The organism is Streptomyces tatrensis, assembly GCF_049310065.1.
In the GTDB taxonomy this organism is placed as follows: Bacteria; Actinomycetota; Actinomycetes; order Streptomycetales; family Streptomycetaceae; genus Streptomyces.
Window position 1 is genome coordinate 4,250,791 of sequence record NZ_JBMDLB010000011.1, and the last position, 20,682, is coordinate 4,271,472.

Genomic DNA, 20,682 nt, shown 5'->3' on the forward strand with positions numbered 1-20,682 from the left:
GGGTCGGGCGGGTGAGCTGCGTCGGATGGGGCACGCTATGCGGCCGGTGCGGAGCGGCGGCCGAGCCGGTACACGGCGGCGGGGCTGAATCCGCGCCAGGCCTGCTCGCGCGGGAGGTGGTTCAGGAAGCGGGCCTTCTCCCAGTGGCGGGTGACCCGGTCCACGACCCGGCGTCCGGGTGTCAGTGCGATGTGGTGGACGTCGACGGCGACCGTGCGCGGCACGTCCTCGCCCGCCACCAGCTGGTTGACCATGTGGACCGCGAGGGACCCGAACTGGGTGGCGGCCTCGGTGAGTTGCGGCACGCTGTAGTCGGGACGGCCCAGGCCCTGGCGGAGCTCGCGGTACATCTCGCCGGGGATGTGCGAGCGGGGGGCGATGCGGAAGATCACTTCCCAGGTGCTCAGCACGTCGGCGTCGTCGGCCAGCAGCTGGCCGTCGAAGATCCGCCGGACCAGCCGGTAGTCGAAGCACTGGGCCGCGAGCATGCCCGCCATGTCCCAGCCGGTGACGAGGGGTTTGCGCTGGCGGCACGCCTCCTGGTGCAGGGCGATCTTGGCGCGCAGCCCGGAGGGGGTGGTCACGTCGACGCCGTCCACGATGACCTCGGCCCGCCGGACCAGTTCCCGTACGTTCTCCGGGGTGATGCCCACGGGCACCACCTCGGCCCGGATGTGCGGGTTGATGGCGCGCAGGGCGTCGGCGCCGACCTCGGCCTTGTTGCGGCCCAGGTCGTCGATGGTGGCGTGCTGGCGGTTGAGGTTGTTCAGCTCGTAGGTGCCGACGTCCGCGAGGACGAAGTCCCGGTATCCCATGCGGCCCAGCGGCTGCACGGTGGCGCCGCCGATGGAGCCGCAGCCCGCGATGAGCAGGGGGGTGTGCCGGATCTGCTCCTGGAGCGCCGCGGGGATCAGGCCGCGGTTGCGCTGGGTGAGGGAGGCGTAGTAGCGCTCCTCGTCCAGTTCGCGGGCTTCCGCGGGGGTGCCGACGTCGGGCGGGCTGCTCTGGTCCGTGTGCCGGCTCATGCCCTCTCCTCCTGGAACGCGGTCAGCCGGGCCGCGACCGACCCGGTCTCCCCGGACGCGAGGATCGCGTCGAGGTGGGTCAGGGTGGGGCGCAGCGCGTTCGCGTCGGTGAGGACGAAGGGGTACGAGCGCTGCCGCTGGTCCCACATAGGTGCGAACAGGTCGGTGGGGTCCGCCGGGCGGGCGGGGACGTCGAGGGTCCGGGTGTGGAAGCCGAGCAGGGCCAGTTGCAGGATGGCTCCGTTCGGCTTGCCGTCTCCGACGATCGCGGCTCCGTCCTCGGTCAGGGCCCGCAGGCAGCCTTCGGCCCAGCCGCGGTAGACCCACCAGGGGACGGACACGGCGGCCTGTGAGCGGTCCATGGCGTAGTCGCGCATGAGCCGCTTGCCCTCCCACACCCGGTTCGCCGGGGTGGCCGGGCCGAGTTCGTCGGCGAGCCGCAGGCCGTAGTCGCGTTCGACGACGAACGGCACGTGGCCGGCGTCCCCGAGCAGGGTGTTTCCGGGGCTGTGGGTGTGGGCGAGGGTGCCGTAGCCGCGCAGCCGGCCGGTCTCCTCCTCCACGACCAGGGTGTGCTGGTCCTGGAGGGCATGGCCGTCGTACGGCTCGGCGGTGAGGTCGGCCGCGGCGGCGGCCTCCTCGTTGAGCCAGCCGCGCTTGAGGTACTGGGCCAGCCGGAATCGGTAGATGTCGTCGAGGTACGCGGTGGGCAGCTGCTCTCCGCGCACGGTCAGGGTCAGCAGTCCCTCGGGGCTGGCGGAGCGGAACAGCGGCTCGCCGTACACGTGGCTGTCCAGGTCGGGCAGCCTGATCCCGCCGGTGTCCCGCAGCACCCGCTCCCGGTAGGAGCCGGTGGCGAGGGTGGGGCTCGTGGGGGTGGCGGTGGTCACCGGACCTCCGGTACGCCGAACAGCTCGCCGGTGATGACCAGCGCGAGCGCCTCGGGGCTGCCTTCGTAGATGCGGGGGCCGTAGGCATCGCGCAGGACGCGGTCCATGCCGTCCTCCCGCTGGAAGGCGGCGGCGCCGATGAGGCTCATGGCGGCGTCGGCGTTGTCGATGGCGGCGCGGTCGGCGACCATCTTGGCGACGGCGGGCTCGTAGGCCGGGGTCGGGATGATGGTGTCGGCCTTCAGCACGGCGTCCAGGTAGAGGGCGCGCGCGGCGGAGACCCGGGCGGACATGTCGGCGAGCTTGCGGGCGGACATCTGGTGCTCGAAGAGCAGCCGGCCGCCCTGCCTGCGGGTGCCGGCCCAGGCGACGGCGCGGTCCAGGGCGTGCCGTGCGATCCCGGTGGCGACGGCCGCGCAGGTGACGCGGGTGAGGTTGCCGATGGCGACGTTGAGGTCCCAGCCGCCGCGCTCGTCGCCGATGACGTTCTCTTCGGGCACCCGGGCGTTGTCGAGGATGAGTTCGCCTGCGGGGGCGGTGCGGTAGCCCACCTTGTCGTGGATCTCGCCGCGGGTGACGCCGTCCTGCTCCAGCTCGGTCACGAAGCAGGTCAGGCCGGTCGAGCCGGGGCCCTCGTCCAGGTTGGCCATGACCGTGGCGTAGGTGGCGACGGGGGCGTTGGTGATGTAGCGCTTGGTGCCGGTGAGCAGGTACTCGCTGCCGGAGCGGCGGGCGGTCGTCATGTCCTGCGCGTAGGGCGCCTGCTGCGGCAGCACCAGGTCGGTTCCGTTGCGCTCCTCGGCGACGGCGTTGCAGGCGAGGACCGGCTCCGGGCCGAGGAAGGCGGGGAGGTACTTCTCCTGGAGGCGCGGGTTCTCACAGATCAGCAGCGGGGTCTGGAAGAGACCGGTGGCGCCGAAGACCAGTGCCATGCCCGGGTCGGCGGAGGCCAGCTCCTCCAGGGTCAGCGCGAGGGCGAGCTGGCTCAGGCCGAGGCCGCCGAAGTCGCGCGGGATGGCCATCCGCAGCAGGCCGAGGGCGTGGCCCTTGCGGACGGTGTCCCAGTCGATCTGGCCCTTCTCGATCCGGTCGCGCTCGGCGGCGCCGGGGGCGACCTCCTCACGGGCGAAGGCGACGACGTCGCCCAGGAAGTCGGCCTCGAAGGAGTCGAGCAGCGGGTGGGCGGCCGGGTTGTGCGTGTACGTCATGGTGGTTCCTTGTCTGGGGCGTTCAGCGCTGGAGGGCGAAGGTCGTCAGGGCCTGTCCGACGGCGAACGTCTGCATGACCGGGCCGCGGGCGGAGACGCGGCGGCTGGTGACGGTCCGCAGGAAGGTGCGGCGGTCGGCGGCGAGGTCGTCGAGGTCCGCGTAGGCGATGCCGAACACGTGGGTGGGCTCGGCGTCGGTCAGGGCGCCTTCGGGGTCCAGCGTGAGCTCGACATCGGGCTCGGAGATCACGAAGCGGACGGTGGCACCCGCGGCCTGCCAGGCGGGGGCGGCCTTCGCGGCCGCGGACAGCGTGTTCGAAAGCTCTTCGGGCGAGATGGCCATGCGAATTCCTTCGCGTTCGAGGGGAATGGGAAATGGAGTCACGCATGAGGACCGGCTGCCGTGCAGGCGTGGAATCGCACTGCGGACCCGTGGCGGATTACCGGCGGAAACAGGTCCGCGCGAATTGCTGGCCGGCCTGGAGGGGTCCGGACGCATTTCACCGGGGCTTCTTCCTTCGCAGCACCGGACAAGCGGTTGATCATTAAGCTACAGACGTTCGAGCGGCCTTGTCCACGAATTCAACCACCCCTCCACGGGAGTGGAACGGGCCCTCCAGCGGGCGGCAATCGGCTGTCCATTGGCGTGCCGAAGGGACTGGTCGGAGCGAGTGGAACGGGCGGGTCTGGCCGGGTGCGCGAGCAGGCTGTGCCCGTAGGCCCGTAGGCCTACGGGCACGGCCCGGGCAACGCGAAGTGGGCTTGCAGTCGGGGGAGGCTGCAAGCCCACGTTCAGGGGCGAACTGTGTAGTTTCGCGGGACGGACCGGGGACCGGTCAGGCGTCGGCGCCTTGGGGGGCGCGGGTGAGCGACCGCAGCGCGAAGGCGATCACGATGGCGATCGCGGAGCACACGGCCAGGGCGAGGAAGCCGTTGCCGACGCCCGTGGTGGTCGCGTCCGCGACCGACCCGCCGCCGTCGAGGCCGCTGTCGACCGAGGTCACCAGGATGGTGCCGATGACGGCGATGCCGAGGGCGGCTCCGGTCTCGTTGAAGGTGTTCAGCAGACCGGATCCGACGCCGGACTCCTCCAGCTTGACGTGCGAGGTGCCGATGCCGAACAGCGGGACGAAGCAGGCGGGCAGACCGGCGCCGATGACGGCCAGCGCGACGATGGTCAACGCGACGCTGTCGGTGCCGGTCGCCAGGAGGCCGGTACCGACCAGCTGCAGCGCGGCCCCGGCCACGTACATGCCGCCCAGACCCAGCGCGCCCGCCAGTGCCGGCGCGACCATCGCGACGACGAGGGCAGCCAGGCCCATCGGGAGCAGGGAGAGGCCGGTGACGAAGGCGCTCATCTCATGGACCCGCTGGAAGTACATGCTGGCGAGGAAGGAACTGCTGATCATCACGCTGGCCACCAGGAGCAGGCCGATGCTCGAAAGCCAGTAGGTGGGCTTGCGCAGCAGGTGCAGCGGCAGGAGCGGGTCGGCCTGGCCGATCTCCATGAAGGTCACCGCGGCGAGCAGGGCCACGGCGCCGGCGATGCTGATCCAGGCCGTGGGGTCGCCGAATCCCTCGTGCAGCCGGATCAGGCCGAAGGACAGGGCCGCGAGTCCGGCGGTGGACACGATGGCCGACGGTAGCCGCAGCTTGCGGCCGCTGCTCGTGCGGAGGGCGGGCATGGCGCGCAGGGCGCCGATGAGGGCGGCGATGCTGACCGGGATGTTGATCAGGAAGGCCCAGCGCCAGCTGATCGCCGTGACGATCAGACCGCCGAGCACCACGCCGATGGTCGCGCCGATCACGCCGAGGCCGCTCCAGGCGGTCAGCGCGATCTTGCGCTGCTCCTCGTCCTGGTAGACGGCCAGGATGATGGAGAGCGCGGCCGCGGAGAGCAGTGCGGCTCCGGCGCCCTGCAGGGCGCGGCCCGCGACGAGCAGCTCCTGGTTGCCGGCGATGCCGCAGAGCACGGATGCGACGGCGAAGACGGAGAGGCCGGTGACGAAGGTGCGGCGGCGGCCGAAGACGTCGGAGACGCGGCCGCCGAAGAGCAGCAGGCTGCCGAGCATCAGGACGTACGCGCTGATGGTCCACTGCAGGGCGGTCTGATCGGCGGGCAACTGGGCCCCGATCGAGGGCAGCGCCACGTTCACGACGGTCGAGTCCAGCATGACCATCAACTGGGCGACGCCGACCACCACCAGGGTGGTCCAGGGGGCCTTGCCGGGGGCCTGTGCGGGCGTTCGTTCCGCGTCCTGCTCGGCAGTCTGGGGTGCCAGCGTCTGCTCGGTCACCGCGTCTCCTTCGTCTATGAAAAACGATTTATGCGAATGCATTGATTGATCCGCACACTACATTCATGCGTATGCATCGACAAGAGGGGCCGGCGAACCTACGATGAGGGGCGTGACAGATACAGCTCTGACCGATCGATGGGTGTCCGTGACCCGCGCCTGCGCGCAGATCAATCAGGCCGCTGAGCGCGCGCTGGCCGAGCGCCACGGCCTGTGCGCCAGCGCCTTCGAGATCATGGACGTGATGGCGCACGAGGATGGCTGGATCCGAGCGGGTGAACTCAGCTCCCGCGCGTCCAGAAGCCAACCCCAGGTCTCGCGTCTGCTGGCCCAGATGGTTACCGCCGGCTACGCCGAGCGCAAGCCGTGTCCGAACGACCGGAGGGGCTTCGACGTCCGGCTCACACCGGCGGGCCGACAGCTCTTCTCGCAGTCCGTCACCACCATGGAGGCGGTGCTGCGCGAGGTGGCCGAAAGCAGTCCAGAAGTACGGGACGTTATGGAACTTCGCGTTAACAATGCGTAGAAGTATTTGCTGGTGCCATCGACCTGTCTGGTAGCGTTCCAGGTCAATTGAAGTTCTTTGGCTGCCCTTCACATTCGTTACGGGCAATCAAAGCTGGCTGACCAGGGGGGCGGCCAAGCGACGCGATAGCCGGACGAGCTCGGCATACCTGCGTGCCGGGCCCGTATCGAACACCCCCCAGGAAGCGGAGGCACCCGGCCGTACCGCGGCCGGCCGTGCCTTCGTCGACGGCAGTTGGATACGGGGGAACCATGCTCAACCAGACGATGCAGCGGACAAGCACCCACAGCCCGTGGACCACCCACGGCCCGGCGGCTCAACGGCCGGTCGTGATGGCGCAGCCCGGCCCGCGGAGCGCGGCACTGACACGTGCCAGGTCCGGTCCGCCCGGCGATGCCCGGCCGACGGCCGCCGCCGACCCGGGAGTGTCCTTCCGGCTCCTCGGGCCGCTGGAGATCGTCACCGCGGCCGGACCGCTCCCGCTACGGGGCATGAACCAGCGCTCCGTCCTCACCTTCCTGCTGCTCCATGCCAACCAGGTGGTCGCCACCAGCGACCTCATGCAGGTCCTCTGGCCCGACGGCGACGCCCCGGCGACAGCCCGCAAGGTGCTGCAGAACACCGTCTCGGCACTGCGCGGTGTGCTGGCGCGCGGCGACATACCCGCCCATGTCGCGTCCCTGGTCAGCCAAGCCCCGGGCTACGTGCTGCCGATGGCGCCGGAAGCCCTGGACCTGGCCCGGTTCCGGATCCTCGCCGACCAGGGCCGCACCGCTCTGGCGGCCGGCCAGCCCGAGAGCGCCGCCCGCTCCCTGCGCGCCGCGCTGGGCCTGTGGCGGGGCCGCGCCGGACAGGAACTCGCCGAATCCGGCATCGACTGGCCCCAGCTCGCGGTGGTGGAGAGCGCCCGGACGGCAGCCCTCGAGGACTATTGCGACGCCGAACTGCGCAACGGACGGCACCACGAGGTGATCGGCTGCCTGGAGGCCGGGGCGGCTACCGAGCCCTCCCGGGAACGCTCGTGCCACCTCCTCATGCTCGCTCTCTACCGGGCCGGCCAGCAGGCCGAGGCCCTGCGCGCGTACGAACGGCTTCAGCAGCAGCTGAGCAAGGACTTCGGCGTCCAGCCCGGCCGCGAAGTACGGGACCTGCACCAGGCGATCATCAACCAGGACCCTGCCCTGCTCCCGTCCGAGGGCCAGGACGGCCTCGACCTCGACTTCAGCTCGCAGTCCGACCCCGAACTCGACCTGCTGTTCGCCCTGCTGGCCCTGGTGCAGCGCCAGCAGCGCCCGCACGTCGTGACGCTCGCCGGAGCCACCGGCGCGGGCGCCGCGACGGGCACCGGCCCGGGCGGGGGCCACGGCTGGCTGCTCTCCGAGCTCACGAGCAGGCTCCGCCAGGACGGCAAGGTCACCGTGTGGCACGTCCGCACCGGCCCGGACGGCGCCGCGCTCGGCGACGACCTGCGTGCCGCCCTGCGCCGCGCCACCCCGCACCGCCCGCTGGTGGTGGTCGCCGAAAACCTGCACCACGTACGGGGAGCGGTCCCGGCCTGCGTCGGCGAGGTGATCCGCGAGGCGGGCCGCACCCCACTGCTCGTGGTGCTGACCGCGCGCGCCGAGCCCGAAAGCCTCTGGCCCGGCTGGAACGCCGCCGTGCCCTGGTCGACCACCGTGATGGTCTGACACGACGCCCCGCCGAGCCATGCCCATCGACGTACGTACGGCCTCGCCAACGCCTTCGGCGCGGGCGCCCTCCTCACCCTGGCGGCGGCCGTCATGAGCGGCCGCCCCGCCGCCGTACCCGTATGTCCGCCCCGGAGCCGTACCCGGTCGCCCCGGAGCCCGAGCCCTGGAGACCTACCCCACCCAAGGACCACTCGTAGTCCGCTACAGGCCCCGGCTCGCGCGCTGGAAGTCCGTCACGAGGCGGCGATAGCCGGTGTGTCCCGTACGGCAGGCATGGCGCAGGCACCACACCCCTGGCGTCTCTTCGTCGTCCGCCGGTCCGGAGCCGTCGAGGCACGAGGTGCACTCGGCCTCGTACACCGGCCCGCTGCCCGTACGGTCGGTGGCCAGCAACCAGTCCGACGGGCTCACCACCCGCCCCGTCACACCCGTACTCCCCTTCACGGACAGCTCCGCCCAGATCCGCTTGCCCGGCCCGACCCGCTCACCCACGGCCCAACGGTCCGCGACCGCCGCGACGAGGAACAACCCGCGCCCACCGTCCGCGCCGGGGTCCGGTACGCCGGGGTCCCGTACGCCGGCCTCAGGCCGCCCTGCGCACACGTCGTGGACCTCGATCCGGACCCCGTCGGGCAGCCGAACGTACCGGGTCTCGATCTCCCGGTCCCTGGGCGCGACGGCGTGCCGCACGGCATTGGTGACCAGCTCGGACACCACCAGCAGCGCGTCCCCCTCCAGCTCGCACAGCCCCCAGTCGGCCAGGGCTTTACGCAACTCCGCCCGCGCGAGCGGCACACACCGCGCCTCCCGCCGCCACCGCCGGACGACTTCGGCTCCTCCAACCGGCAGCCCGATAAAATGCCCCATGCCGACGCTCCTTCGAAGCGTTGGCCACGCCCCCGAACCGTTCCTGCGGTCGCGGGGGTCTGTTGTCCCCAACTCTCCGGCGGAGCAGCCGAACTGGCTTCCCACCCACAGCTATCCCCTTGGTGGGTAGCCTGATGTGCAGACCTGGTCGACACACTGTCACCAGTAGGCGCGATGGGGCATCTCATGACCGCACCGGAGTCTTCTGCTGCACTGCCACCCGAACTTCTCCACCATGCGGAGATACAAGAGGCAATCGCATGCCACGACTTCGGCAGTGTCTTCCGGATCGCCCGCGATCTGGCGCGAATCAGCTATTCAAAGATCGCAGCCGCTTGCGACACGAAGCCCGAGCGTGTTGGTCTGTTGGCGCGCGGTGAAGGCAGTGTCACCACCTTCGAGAAGATCGCGGCGATCGCCGACGGCTTGCGGATCCCCGGCCACCTTCTTGGCCTGGCTCCTCGATGGTGGGAAGCACACCAACCACTCAGCGCAGCCGCGCTCGCGATGGGTCCTGTAGGAAGCGGGGAGGGATCGGTGGATCGCAGGGACTTCTTCAAGACAACCGCTCTGACCGGCCTGACCGTAGCTCTGCCCGACCTCCAACCCATCACCAGAAGAGGTCGCGTCTCAAGCGCTCTTCCCGAACAGCTGAGGGAACGCGCAGCCCGCCTGCGCCGCCTGGACGACATCCTCGGGGGAGGGGACACCTTCCGGGTGTATGTGGGGGAATACCAGGCCACCAAGGGCCTCATCCGGGAGGCGAGCTACACCGAGCCCACGGGGCGGGCACTTCTTTCGGTGCTGGCTGAGCAGGCTCAACAAGCGGGCTGGGCAGCGTTCGACTGCGGCAAGCAGTCCGAGGCAACGAATCTGTACGAGATCAGCCACCGAGCCGCCACAGAGGCCGGCGACGCACCACTTGCAGGCAACGCCCTCGCGTTCCTCGGGTACCAGCGAGTCAACGGTGACCGGAAGGCCGGTCTGGAAATCGCCCTGCGCTCTTGCCAGGCCGCCGGGCCGGACGCGCCTTCCAGCGTTCGCGCCTTGCTCCATGAGCGCCACGCGTGGGCGTGCGCCCTCGTCGGCGACAGCTCGGCGACTCAGGCGGCGCTCAGCGCGGCAGAGGCGGCTCTCCACGAGAGGGACGACACCCCTCAGCCGGATTGGGCCTCGTGGGTCGACCGGGTAGAGCTGATGATCATGACTGGTCGGTGCTGGACCGAACTCGGCCGACCGTTGAGAGCCGTACCGGTACTGGAAAGCGCTCGACCAGTTCGACGACAACAATGCCCGCGACAAGAGCCTCTACCTCACCTGGCTCGCGGAGGCATACCTGCACGGGGGTGAGATCGAAGAAGCAGCGAGCGTCGTCCATCGCTCACTGGACCTGGCAGCTGGCGTGGCGTCCGTACGCCCGAGGCAGCGGATCGCCCCGGCTCTCCACAGACTCGGCGACCACCGCACGGTGCCTGCGGTTGCTGCCGTGCTGGAGCGTTCGAGGGATTGACCGTCACCTCCCGTGCTTCGGGGTGGCGCTCGTCGCGAGCCACCGCAGGTAGTCAGGCGCTCCCGCCACGATGGGGATGGCCGTAATCTCCGGATTCTTCCACGGGTGGTGCTCAAGGAGATGACGCTCAAGCTCCGCATACTGGTCTGCTCTGATCTTGAAGAGGAGCTGCCACTCCTCCCCCGTACCGAACTCGCCCTCATGCCAAAAGGCCGAGAACACCGGACCTATGACTTGGGCTCCGGCAGCTCGTCGGGCGCGTACCGCCGCCCGGGCGAGCTCCTCAGCCGATTCGCGGTCCGCGGTTGCTGTCGACACCTGCAGGAAGTCAGCCATGGGTGCGACCCTAGCCCGAGGTGAGAGGTGTCGGACATGACGGCGGCCCCGTCCCCCTGAGGGGGCGGGGCCGGCCGGCCGTTGCGGGCGGGGTGGGGATCAGGCCTCGACGACGCCGGACGCCGCGATCTCGATCTTGCCGCGCGTGGAGCCGGACGGGCTGCCGAGCTTCTCGATCGTGTCGACGATCTCCTTGCCCTCGACGACCTCGCCGAAGACGACGTGCTTGCCGTCGAGCCAGGAGGTGACGACGGTGGTGACGAAGAACTGCGAGCCGTTGGTGTTGCGGCCGGCGTTCGCCATCGACAGCAGGTACGGCCGGTCGTGCTTCAGGGTGAAGTTCTCGTCGGCGAACTTCTCGCCGTAGATGCTCTTGCCGCCCGTGCCGTTGTGGTTGGTGAAGTCACCGCCCTGCAGCATGAACTGCGGGATGACGCGGTGGAAGCCGGAGCCGGCGTAGCCGAAGCCGTTCTGGCCCGTGCACAGCTCGCGGAAGTTCTGGGCGGTCTTCGGGACGACCTCGTCGAAGAGGCTGAAGACGATGCGACCGGCGGGCTTGCCGTCGATGTTGATGTCGAAGAATACGTTGCTCATGGGGTCCATCCTGTCACTCCCGGTGCGGTGCGCGCCCCCGAGGGGCCCGCGACCCGGCCCCCGAACGGCTCAGCCCCAGCTCAGGCGGGCGGCCGGGCCGGGGCCGAACGGGCGGCCGAGGCAGGGCCGAGCCAGGGCCGAGCCGGGCTGAGCCGGAGCTGAGCCGGGTCAGCCGCCCGTACGGGTCCCCGTGCCCTTGGCGGCGTCCAGCGCGTACACGCAGCGGTCCTTGCTGCACGCGTAGACCACGCCCGCCTCGGCCACCGGGGCTCCGGTGATCTCCCCGCCGGTGGCCAGCTTCCAGCGGAGCTGGCCGCCCGCCGCGTCGAGGGTGTAGAGGCAGTGGTCGGCCGATCCGAAGTGCACCCGGCCGTCCGCGACCGCCGGGGAACCGGTGATCTCGCCGCCCGCCGCGAACCGCCACTTCGGGGTGCCGGTGACCGCGTCGAGCGTGTACACGGCGCTGCCCGCGCCCAGGTGGACGTTGCCCGCGGCGACCAGGACCGGGTCGGCGGACTGCCGGGGCTCGGTGGCGATGCGCCAGCGGTCCTTGCCGTTGGCCGCGTCCAGGGCGTAGACGGTGCCCAGGTAGTCCGCGAGGTAGACCCCGCCGCCCGTGACGGCCGCGCCGGGGGCGAAGGCCGGGGGCGCGAGGAACACGGCGGGGGCCTCGAAGTGCCAGCGGACCCGGCCCGAAGCCCGGTCGATGGAGATCACCCGGGTGCCGGCGGCGACGTAGACGTTGCCGTCGGGGGCGGGAGTGACCCGTACGGGCACGTTCCCGCAGGAGGCGGCGTCGCCGACCGGGTACGACCAGGACTCGCGGCCGGAGCGGGCGTCCAGGGCCCGCAGCCGGGCGTCCTGCCACACGTAGACCGTGCCGTCGTGCAGCACGGGGGCCGCCTCGGCGGTCTCGAACTCGCTCTGCGCGCCGGTCAGCTCCCACAGCTTGTGCCCGCTGGACGACTCCCAGGCCTGTACGCCGCCGCCGCGCGTGGCGGTGACGACGGTGCCCCGGTCGGCGCGCAGGGCGTACACCCAGGCGTCGGCGGACAGCCGCCAGCGCTCGGAGCCGTCGGTGGCGTCCAGGGCGTAGAGGGAGGGGCCGTCGGAGGCGTGGATGCGCCCGTCGGAGACGGCCATGGACCAGGCTACGTCGCGGGTCTTGAACTGGCGGCGGCCGCTGGCCACGTCCAGGGCGTGCACCTCGAAGGAGGTCACGTAGAGCAGGTCGCCGGCGACGGTCGGGGTGCCCCAGACCTCGTTGGACATCCGGAACCGCCAGGGCCGCCAGCGGCCGCTGTCGGGGGCCGGGCCCGGGTTCGGCACGAGGACCGAGGGCGCGGGGCCCGACACCGGGGTGCCGGCGGGCGGCCGGATCCAGCCGGTCGCCGAGTCCGCGGCGGCGGCGTGGGCGGCCGGAGCCGAGGCGGAGGCCTGCGGGCCCGGCCCGATCGGCACCGGGGAGCCGCCGAGCCGCACGGGCTCGCCGGAGGGCGCCATCGGGGGGCGCTCGGGCCGCTGCGGGACGGCCTGGCCGGTCCGCGGATCGGTCCAGGGGTCGGCGCCGCCGCGCTGGCGGCGGTGCGTGGCGGGACCGGACGCGGGACCGGACCCGTGCCCGGAAGCGCGGCCGGACGCGGGACCGGGCCCGACGCTCTCGATGGGCGCGGAGACGCCGGCCCGGGGAAGCGCCGGCTTCGGCACGGCGGCTGCCGCCGCCGCGGCAGCTGCGTTGCGGTGGCCGGCCCGCCGGGCCTCGATCATCGCGACGGCCCGCTCGGGCAGCCACGCCGAGGCGGTACCGCTCTCGTCGCCGCCCTCGAAGAGGTGCGGGGCGAGCTGTGCCTGCAGGTCGGCCGGGGTCGGCCGCTGCGTGGCGTCCATCTGCATGCAGGAGTCGATCAGCGGGCGGAGCTCGTCGGGGAGCCCCTCCAGGTTGGGGCCCTCGCGGAGCAGCATGAAGACCGTCTCCACCGGGTTCGCCCCGTGGTACGGCGGATGCCCGGTGGCGGCGAAGACCAGCGTGGAGCCGAGCGAGAACACGTCGCTGGCGCCCTTGACGCTGCGCGAGTCCTTGGCCTGCTCCGGCGACATGTACGCGGGCGTGCCGACGGCCACGTTCGTCATGGTCAGGCGGGTGTTGGAGACCCCGCTGGCGATGCCGAAGTCGATCACGCGCGGGCCGTCCTCGACGACGAGCACGTTGGAGGGCTTCAGGTCGCGGTGGACCAGGCCCGCGCCGTGGATGGACTGCAGCGCCTCGGCGATGCCGGCGGCGAGCCACCGTACGGCCTGCGCGGGCATGGGCCCGCACTCGTGGACGATCTCCTCCAGGGAGGGCGCCGGTACGTACGCGGTGGCCAGCCACGGCACGGCCGCGCGCGGGTCGGCGTCGACGACGGCCGCGGTGTAGAAGCCGGACACGGCCCGGGCCGCCTCCACCTCACGGGTGAAGCGGACGCGGAACAGCTGGTCCTCGGCGAGCTCGGTGCGCACCGTCTTGATCGCCACCCGGCGTCCGGACGCCGACCGGGCGAGATAGACCAGCCCCATGCCGCCGGCGCCGAGCCGTCCCAGCACCTCGAAGGGGCCGATCCGTCTCGGGTCGTGCTGCGTCAGCTGCTCCACCACTCGCCTCCACACCCATCCCCGTACGGGGTCCCTCGCGGGCCCCGCTCTTCCAGCCATCGCCGGTGGCGTCGCCGTCATCGCCGTCACGTCACCGGATGCGCGCGAGCCGCCGCGGGTACCTGCCCCGTGCAGCGTCTCACCCCCGGGGGCCGCCCGGGTCGCGCACCCCCGATTCTGTCAGGCCCGCGCCTGGTCCGGCCCCGGCACGGCGGGCGGCCGTGCACACGGCTTCGCGGACTCCGTACAACCCATGGGGGGTGTCGTGGGTCTAGCCCCCGTTCAGCTCGTCACTGTCCGGGGGGATCCGTGCGTCACCGTTTGACTTCAGCCATCGTCGTCGCCACAACCGTGCTCGGGGGCCTGGCCGTTGCGGAGGCGGCGCAGGCCATACCGGGGGCGGCGCAGGCCGCCGTCGTACGGGGAACCGCGCTGGCCCCGTCCGTCACGGGGCCGGCGCAGGCCGTACCCGCGCAGGCGGCGTCCGTTCCCTGTCCGCCGGAGATGTACGCCCGGCAGGACGGGGCCCTCGTCGTCCACAGCGCGTCGGACGGGACGGGCGTGCCCGACGGCCTCGTCGTCCACCTGCGGGACAAGAAGACGGGCCTGCGCGTCGCCTCGGTCTCCGCGTTCCGCAAGGTGGCCGACCCGGAGGGCATCCTCCTCGGCTTCCAGCTGGTCTCGGAGCCGGTCAAGCCGGCCGCCCTCGGGATCTACACGCTCGAGGTCGGCTCCGAGGCCCGGCCCGTGGTCTGCGGGGACTTCGACTACCGGCTGCGTGCGGTGGTCACCGAGGTCGACGTGGCGGGCGGGGTGTCCCTCGACCGTCTGACGACCACCGTGTCGGCGGACGTGACCACCTTCGACCCGCGGACCGGGGCGAGCGCCCCGCTGGGGAACACCAAGGTCCGCCTCTCCGGCGAGCGCACCTCGCAGGAGGCGACCACGGACGCGCGGGGCCACCTGTCGGCCCCGTTCGCCTTCCGGGGTACGGAGAACCACACCGAGGTGCGCGTCGACGTCCTGGAGACCCCGGACCTGAGCCCCGGGGGGCGCGGCGAAACCGTACGCGCGGTCCGCCAGAAGGCCGAGATCCTCCTCGACCCCGAATCCCGGAAGATCAAGACCCGCTACGGCGCGATCGCCACGATCACGGGCCGGGCCGTCAGGACCGCCGGGGACGGGACGCAGAAGCCCGTCCCCGAGGGCACGCCGATGCTCGCGGACCTCACCGGTGAGCCCAGGACGACGGCGGACGGCCGGTTCGAGCGGCAGGTGCGGATGGTCCACGACCGCCCGGTGAAGACGACGTGGGCGGGCGGCAGGTCCCCGTGGCTGCAGTACGCGATCGCCGACACGGAGGCCGAGGTCGTCGAGGCCGGCTACTTCACGGACGTCAAGGCCACGATCGACGCCGCCAAGCGCGTGACGTTCACCGGCGCCCTCGCCCACCGGCCCCTCACCCGGACCGTCACCGGTGTCGAGGTGCAGTACTCGGCCGACGGCAGGACGGACTGGAAGACGCGCGGGGAGTTCACCGTGGACTTCGGCTCCGCCCGCTTCGACGAGACCCTGCCGGGCGAGGCGGACGGCTACTGGCGCCTGCGGTACGCCGCCGCCCCGCGCATGCAGGGCTCCGTCACCGAGCCGGTCCGGCTGACCCGGACCGAGACGGACTTCGAGTATTTCCGCGCGGCGCCGGGGCCGGTGCGCAAGGGCCACACCTTCTCCCTCGGGGGCACCCTGCGGCACGAGAGCCCGGCGAAGGCCTTCGGCGGGCAGCTGGTGCTGTTCTACTTCCAGCCGGAGGGCAGCCGGGACCACGTCTACCGGGGCTATGCGAAGACCGCCGCCGACGGCACCTTCACCCACGAGTTCACCGCCGACCGGACCGGCACCTGGATCGCCCGCTACAGCGACGCCGACGGCCTGCACTTCAACGCCAGGAGCCGCCGGGAGACCCTCGACGTGACCCCGTAGCCCGGCCGGATCCGGAAGGGACGGCCTAGCCGCCCGTCCTGGTCCGCGGCTCCGAGAGGAGTCCGAAGACCGCGCCCTGGTTGTCGGCGACCACCGCGATGCGCCCGTACGGGGTGTCGAAGGGGTCGGCGGTGACCCGGCCGCCGAGGCGCTGCACCATCGCCACGGACTGGTCGCAGTCCGGGACGGCGAAGTACGCGAGGTAGTGCGCGGGCATGATCTCCGGGAAGGCGTCGGTGATGAGGCTGCGCCCCAGGACGGCGGTCTCCGAGCCGGGCGCGGTGCCGGGCGGGGACCAGACGCGGTACTCGATGCCCGTCCCGTCGTCGTTCTGGTCCTCGGGGACGTAGCCGAAGACCTTGGCGTAGAAGACGTCCACGGCGTCGCGGGCCCGGGTGTACACCTCGGACCAGCAGTACGTGTAGGGCTCGTTCTGGGCGTCGAAGCCGTGGTGGGTGCCGGGCTGCCACAGCCCGAAGACGGCCCCGCCGGGGTCGGCGGCCATCGCGGCGGTCCCGTAGGGGCCGACCGGCATCGGGTCCATCACCATCTGGCCGCCGGCGGCGCGGATGCGCTGGGCGCAGGCGTACGCGTCGGTCGTGTAGAGGTAGATCCCCCAGACGGTCGGCATGCGGCCGTCGGGCTTGGGGGCGAGGGCGGCGACGTTGCGGCCGCGGCTGTAGGCCTGGGTGTAGTGGCCGTACTCGGCTCCCGCGCTGTCGGCGAAGGTCCACCCGAAGAGCTCACCGTAGAAGCGCTTGCCGGCTTCCACGTCCGGCAGGGAGGCGTCGACCCAGCAGGGTGAGCCTTCCGCGAATGCGGCCATGAGCCCGGTTCCTTCCGTTGTGCGGTGGTGTGCAAGGGTGTGCACCCTCCGCGCACGTTCTGCCTCGCTCGCCCAGCCATGTCCTCCGGATCATGATGTGCCCGAAAACTTGTCCACAGCCTGTTGATAAGACTATTCGGGGGATAGGGCCCGAACCCGGACGGCGCGCCCGGGGGGCCCGCCCGGCCGGAATCGGTCGCGGTGACGGGTCGCGGCGGGCTCACGCCCAGGCCAGGCGCCCCGTAACCCCATTTGCAGGCGGCCGAATCGCGCGCCGATCACCCCTCGGTAAGCTGACGGCATGACAGGACAAGTACGCACCGTCGACGGCCGCGTTGCCGGCCGGCGCGGTCAGGCGACGAGGCAGAAGCTGCTCGACTGCCTCAGCGAGATGCTCAGCTCCTCGCCGTACCGCGACGTCAAAGTGATCGACGTCGCCCGCAAGGCCGGTACCTCCCCCGCGACCTTCTACCAGTACTTCCCGGACGTCGAAGGCGCCGTCCTGGAGATCGCGGAGCGCATGGCCAACGAGGGCGCGCAGCTGACCTCGCTGGTCGAGGGGCGCGCGTGGGTCGGCAAGGCGGGATGGGCGGCGGCGGAGGAACTCGTCGACGGCTTCCTGGAGTTCTGGCGGCGCAACGACGCGATCCTGCGGGTCGTCGACCTCGGCGCGGCCGAGGGCGACAAGCGGTTCTACAAGATCCGCATGAAGATCCTCAACTCCGTCACCAACTCCCTCACGGAGTCGATGAAGGAGCTGCAGGCCAAGGGCAAGGTCGACAAGGACATCAGCCCGGCGGCGATGGCCGGTTCACTGGTCGCCATGCTGGCCGCGGTCGCCTCGCACCAGAAGGGCTTCACCACCTGGGGCGTCAAGCAGGCGGAACTGAAGCCGAACCTGGCGCTCCTGGTCCACCTGGGCATCACGGGCAAGAAGCCCACGAAGTGAGCGGCGGACCCCCACCGGGTCCGCCGCGCCTTCGGCGGCCGCTCGCGCCGCCGCCTTCACCCCTTACAGGGCTTCGCTCCTTACAGGGCTCCACCTCTGACAGGGCGTCCGCCCTAGCGGTGCTTCCGCCGTGATCAGCGACGCTCCAGGCGGAACAACCGGATCTCGCGCTCGATGCGCGCCTGGTACGCCGCGTACGGCGGCCAGAACTTCAGCACCGCCTGCCACGCCGCCGCGCGCTCCTCACCCGCCAGCAGGCGGGCGCGTACGGCGATGTCCTGACCCTTCCAACTCACGTCCGCGTCAGGGTTCTTGAGCAGGTTCCCGGTCCATGCCGGGTGTCCGGGGCGGCCGAAGTTCGAGCCGATCAGGATCCAGCTCGCCCCGTCCTGCTCCGGCATGCACGCGAGCGGGGTGGTGCGCGGTTCGCCGGTCTTGGCTCCCTTGGCGGTGAGGATCACGCCGGGGAGCATCTGGGCGCTGAGGATGACCTTGCCGCGGGTCAGTTTGTGCACCGCCTTGTCCATGGCGGGGATGAAGTGCGGTGCGATCTTGGCGAACAGCATGGTCGAGGAGACCTTCTGCATCAGCTTGACTCCGGGCGCCATCAGACGGCCACCTTCTCGTTCCGTGGGGCGGGGGCAGGGGCTGGTGCGGGTGCGGAGGCGGCGGCGGGAGCCGGGGCCGCGGGGGCGAACAGCCCCGCGGCTTCCGCGGCGTGGGCGCGCAGCCGGTGGACGGGGCCGAAGAGCAGTTCGTCGGCGGCCGCCCGCTTGAAGTAGAGGTGCGCGTCGTGCTCCCAGGTGAAGCCGATGCCGCCGTGCAGCTGGATGGCCTCGCCGGCGGTGATCCGCAGCGCTTCCAGTGCCTGGGCCAGGGCGAGTCCGCCCTGCTGCGGGTCCCAGGCGGCGTAGTAGGCGGCCGAGCGGGCCGCCTGGACCTGTACGTAGAGGTCGGCGAGGCGGTGCTTGACCGCCTGGAACGAGCCGATGGCCCGGCCGAACTGCTCGCGCTGCTGTACGTACTCGACGGTGCGGGCGAGCGCGTGCCCGGCCGCGCCGACCGCCTCGGCGGCCAGGACGGCGGCGGCGCCGCGTCCGGTGGCGGCAAGGGCCCCGGCCACATCGACACCCTCGCCGTCCACGCCCTCACCATCCACACCCTCGCCGGCGCCCAGCAACTCCGCTTCGACGTCGCGGAGTTGGATCCGCCCCTGCGGGCGGGTCTCGTCCAGGGTGGTCTGCCGGGTCCGTACGAGGCCGGGCGCGTCCTCCCGCACGAGGAACAGCAGGGTGCGGCTGCGGGCGAAGCCTCCCGTGTGCGCGGCGACCAGCAGCAGCGAGGCGCTGTGCCCGTCGAGCACCTGGGCGACCTCCCCGTACAGCCGCCAGCCGCCGTCCACGGCGCGGGCCTGCACCCCGCCGGCCCGGCCGCCGCCGGCCCAGTCGCCCGGGGCGTTGTCCCCGGTCAGCGCGAGGGCGGTGGCCAGGGCGGGGCCGGGTACGGCGAGCGCGGCGGTGAGCCCGCCCGCCGCGAGCGGCGGGAGCAGGGTGGAGCGCTGGGCGTCGGTCCCCAGGGCGGTGATCAGCGGCACGGCGAGCACGGCGGTGGCCAGCAGCGGCGAGGGCAGCAGCACCCGCCCGGTCTCCTCGCAGGCCAGGGCCAGGTCGGCGGGGGCGCAGCCGACGCCCCCGTACTCCTCGGCCACGGCGATGCCCGGCAGTCCGAGCTGTTGGGCGAGCTGCAGCCACAGCTCGCGGTCGTGTCCGGCGGCGGTGCGGACGGCGGCCTTGACCTCGTCCGGGCCGCAGCGTTTGCCCAGGATCTCGCGCAGGGTACGCCGTATCTCGTCCTGCTCCGCGGTGAAGGCGGCATCCATCGTCGGGCTCCTCCCCGTATCTGACGGGCCGTCATGTTAGGGCGAGCGGCGCCATAAGCACAGGGGGCGGACCTCCCGAAGGGGCTGGAGGAACCGGAAAGGCCGAAGGGGCCGAAGTCGACACCCCTAGCATCTGACGGTACGTCAGTTGTACCGTCGGCTCCATGCCTGTCACACCTGGACCCCTCTCCGCCTCCGCCGCCACGGCCACCACCGGCCCTCGGGCCCGGCCCCGCCGGGTCGCCGTCGTCGGCGTCGCCCTCTCGGACTGCGGCCGGGTGGACGGCCCCACCCCGTACGCCCTGCACGCGCAGGCCGCCCGCCGGGCCCTGGCCGACTCCGGCCTGGACCGCTCGGTGATCGACGGCTTCGCCTCGGCCGGCCTCGGCATCCTGGCGCCCGTGGAGGTCGCCGAGTACCTGGGCCTGCGCCCCACCTGGGTCGACTCCACCTCGGTCGGCGGCTCCACCTGGGAGGTCATGGCCGCCCACGCCGCCGACGCCATCGCCGCCGGCCACGCCAACGCCGTCCTCCTCGTCTACGGCTCCACCGCGCGCGCCGACATCAAGGCCCGCCGCCGCACCTCGAACCTCTCCTTCGGTGCCCGCGGCCCCCTGCAGTTCGAGGTCCCGTACGGGCACACGCTGGTCTCCAAGTACGCGATGGCCGCGCGCCGCCACATGCACGAGTACGGCACGACGCTGGAGCAGCTCGCCGAAGTGGCCGTGCAGGCACGGGCGAACGCCGCCACCAACCCGGACGCGATGTTCCGCGACCCCATCACGGTCGACGACGTCCTGTCCTCCGGGATGATCGCGGACCCCTTCACGAAGCTGAACTGCTGCATCCGCTCGGACGGCGGCTGCGCGGTCCTGCTGGCCGCGGAGGACTACGTACCGGACACCGCCAAGGAGCCCGTGTGGATCCTCGGCTCCGGCACCGCCGTCTCGCACACCACGATGTCGGAGTGGGAGGACTTCACCGTCTCCCCCGCGGCCGTCTCGGGCCGCCAGGCCTTCGCCCGCGCCGGGCTCACCCCGGCGGACGTGGACCTCGCCGAGATCTACGACGCCTTCACCTATATGACCCTGGTCACTCTGGAGGACCTCGGCTTCTGCGCGAAGGGCGAGGGCGGCGCATTCGTGGAGAAAGGCCGCCTCCTGCGGGACGGCGAATTCCCGGTCAATACGGACGGCGGCGGACTCTCCGCCTGCCATCCCGGCATGCGCGGCCTCTTCCTGCTCGTCGAGGCGGTACGCCAACTCCGCGGCGAGGCGGGCGAGGGCCAGGTGCGCAAACGCGGCGGAACCCTCCCACAGGTGGCCATCGCCTCGGGCACGGGCGGATGGTTCTGCTCGTCGGGGACCCTGATTCTCGGACGGGACTGACGCCTTGTCGGTGCGGCTGCGTAAGCTCCCGGAGGGGTCGGACACCTCGGTGTCCAAGACCCCTTCGGGGAATCTCCAGCCATCA

General features: G+C 71.9%; 18 protein-coding genes. 6 read left to right on the forward strand and 12 right to left on the reverse strand.

What is annotated here, in order from left to right; genetic code table 11:
- Positions 1-35: 35 nt before the first annotated feature.
- From ACODT5_RS34975 to ACODT5_RS34995, 5 genes are all read right to left on the reverse strand, one after another.
- Positions 36-1,025: a HesA/MoeB/ThiF family protein gene (locus ACODT5_RS34975; RefSeq protein WP_422523102.1), complete on the reverse strand. Its 990-nt coding sequence runs from the start codon at positions 1,023-1,025 to the stop codon at positions 36-38.
- On the reverse strand, positions 1,022-1,915 hold the full coding sequence (locus tag ACODT5_RS34980; protein WP_422523103.1) for a hypothetical protein: 894 nt from the start codon (positions 1,913-1,915) through the stop codon (positions 1,022-1,024). The genes ACODT5_RS34975 and ACODT5_RS34980 overlap by 4 nt, the downstream gene beginning before the upstream one ends.
- On the reverse strand, positions 1,912-3,123 hold the full coding sequence (locus ACODT5_RS34985; RefSeq protein WP_422523104.1) for an acyl-CoA dehydrogenase family protein: 1,212 nt from the start codon (positions 3,121-3,123) through the stop codon (positions 1,912-1,914). The genes ACODT5_RS34980 and ACODT5_RS34985 overlap by 4 nt, the downstream gene beginning before the upstream one ends.
- Before the next feature lie 22 nt (positions 3,124-3,145).
- The gene (locus ACODT5_RS34990) at positions 3,146-3,466 is read right to left on the reverse strand and encodes a hypothetical protein (protein WP_422523105.1); all 321 of its coding nucleotides are present in this window, start codon (positions 3,464-3,466) and stop codon (positions 3,146-3,148) included.
- Positions 3,467-3,959: 493 nt separating this feature from the next.
- Complete coding sequence (locus ACODT5_RS34995; RefSeq protein ID WP_422523106.1) at positions 3,960-5,420, reverse strand: MFS transporter; 1,461 nt, start codon at positions 5,418-5,420, stop codon at positions 3,960-3,962.
- A gap of 112 nt (positions 5,421-5,532) precedes the next feature.
- Here ACODT5_RS34995 and ACODT5_RS35000 point away from each other — a divergent pair, with 112 nt between their 5' ends.
- On the forward strand, positions 5,533-5,946 hold the full coding sequence (locus tag ACODT5_RS35000) for a MarR family winged helix-turn-helix transcriptional regulator (RefSeq protein ID WP_422523107.1): 414 nt from the start codon (positions 5,533-5,535) through the stop codon (positions 5,944-5,946).
- 251 nt (positions 5,947-6,197) lie between these two features.
- Positions 6,198-7,634 carry an AfsR/SARP family transcriptional regulator gene (locus tag ACODT5_RS35005; protein WP_422523108.1) on the forward strand — a complete coding sequence of 479 codons (1,437 nt, stop codon included), beginning with the start codon at positions 6,198-6,200 and terminating at the stop codon, positions 7,632-7,634.
- A 204-nt stretch (positions 7,635-7,838) separates the two neighbouring features.
- Here the strand turns inward: ACODT5_RS35005 and ACODT5_RS35010 are convergent, their stop codons facing one another.
- Positions 7,839-8,504, reverse strand: a complete 666-nt coding sequence (locus ACODT5_RS35010; RefSeq protein WP_422523109.1) for an ATP-binding protein — start codon at positions 8,502-8,504, stop codon at positions 7,839-7,841.
- Between the two features lie 186 nt (positions 8,505-8,690).
- Here ACODT5_RS35010 and ACODT5_RS35015 point away from each other — a divergent pair, with 186 nt between their 5' ends.
- Positions 8,691-9,854 carry an NsdA family TPR-like regulatory protein gene (locus ACODT5_RS35015; RefSeq protein WP_422523110.1) on the forward strand — a complete coding sequence of 388 codons (1,164 nt, stop codon included), beginning with the start codon at positions 8,691-8,693 and terminating at the stop codon, positions 9,852-9,854.
- Positions 9,855-10,017: 163 nt separating this feature from the next.
- On the opposite strand, the gene cutA is transcribed toward ACODT5_RS35015, so the two are convergent.
- The 3 genes from cutA to afsK form a co-directional block, all read right to left on the reverse strand.
- On the reverse strand, positions 10,018-10,350 hold the full coding sequence (gene cutA, locus ACODT5_RS35020; protein ID WP_422523111.1) for a divalent-cation tolerance protein CutA: 333 nt from the start codon (positions 10,348-10,350) through the stop codon (positions 10,018-10,020).
- Positions 10,351-10,449: 99 nt separating this feature from the next.
- On the reverse strand, positions 10,450-10,944 hold the full coding sequence (locus tag ACODT5_RS35025) for a peptidylprolyl isomerase (RefSeq protein WP_422523112.1): 495 nt from the start codon (positions 10,942-10,944) through the stop codon (positions 10,450-10,452).
- A gap of 168 nt (positions 10,945-11,112) precedes the next feature.
- On the reverse strand, positions 11,113-13,575 hold the full coding sequence (gene afsK / locus ACODT5_RS35030) for a protein serine/threonine kinase AfsK (RefSeq protein ID WP_422523113.1): 2,463 nt from the start codon (positions 13,573-13,575) through the stop codon (positions 11,113-11,115).
- A gap of 321 nt (positions 13,576-13,896) precedes the next feature.
- On the opposite strand from afsK, the gene ACODT5_RS35035 reads away from it, so the two are divergent.
- Positions 13,897-15,555 carry a hypothetical protein gene (locus tag ACODT5_RS35035; protein ID WP_422523114.1) on the forward strand — a complete coding sequence of 553 codons (1,659 nt, stop codon included), beginning with the start codon at positions 13,897-13,899 and terminating at the stop codon, positions 15,553-15,555.
- 25 nt (positions 15,556-15,580) lie between these two features.
- Here ACODT5_RS35035 and ACODT5_RS35040 read toward each other — a convergent pair whose 3' ends face one another.
- Positions 15,581-16,381 carry a VOC family protein gene (locus ACODT5_RS35040; RefSeq protein ID WP_422523115.1) on the reverse strand — a complete coding sequence of 267 codons (801 nt, stop codon included), beginning with the start codon at positions 16,379-16,381 and terminating at the stop codon, positions 15,581-15,583.
- 301 nt (positions 16,382-16,682) lie between these two features.
- On the opposite strand from ACODT5_RS35040, the gene ACODT5_RS35045 reads away from it, so the two are divergent.
- Complete coding sequence (locus tag ACODT5_RS35045; RefSeq protein WP_385376508.1) at positions 16,683-17,330, forward strand: TetR family transcriptional regulator; 648 nt, start codon at positions 16,683-16,685, stop codon at positions 17,328-17,330.
- Positions 17,331-17,464: 134 nt separating this feature from the next.
- On the opposite strand, the gene ACODT5_RS35050 is transcribed toward ACODT5_RS35045, so the two are convergent.
- Together ACODT5_RS35050 and ACODT5_RS35055 are read right to left on the reverse strand one after the other, a co-directional pair.
- Positions 17,465-17,938 (reverse strand): nitroreductase family deazaflavin-dependent oxidoreductase, encoded by a 474-nt coding sequence (locus ACODT5_RS35050; protein ID WP_327253356.1) that lies wholly within the window; start codon positions 17,936-17,938, stop codon positions 17,465-17,467.
- Positions 17,938-19,209, reverse strand: coding sequence for an acyl-CoA dehydrogenase family protein (locus tag ACODT5_RS35055; RefSeq protein ID WP_422523116.1), 1,272 nt, complete (start codon positions 19,207-19,209; stop codon positions 17,938-17,940). The genes ACODT5_RS35050 and ACODT5_RS35055 overlap by 1 nt, the downstream gene beginning before the upstream one ends.
- A 164-nt stretch (positions 19,210-19,373) precedes the next feature.
- On the opposite strand from ACODT5_RS35055, the gene ACODT5_RS35060 reads away from it, so the two are divergent.
- Complete coding sequence (locus ACODT5_RS35060) at positions 19,374-20,597, forward strand: acetyl-CoA acetyltransferase (RefSeq protein ID WP_422523117.1); 1,224 nt, start codon at positions 19,374-19,376, stop codon at positions 20,595-20,597.
- Positions 20,598-20,682: the final 85 nt, after the last annotated feature.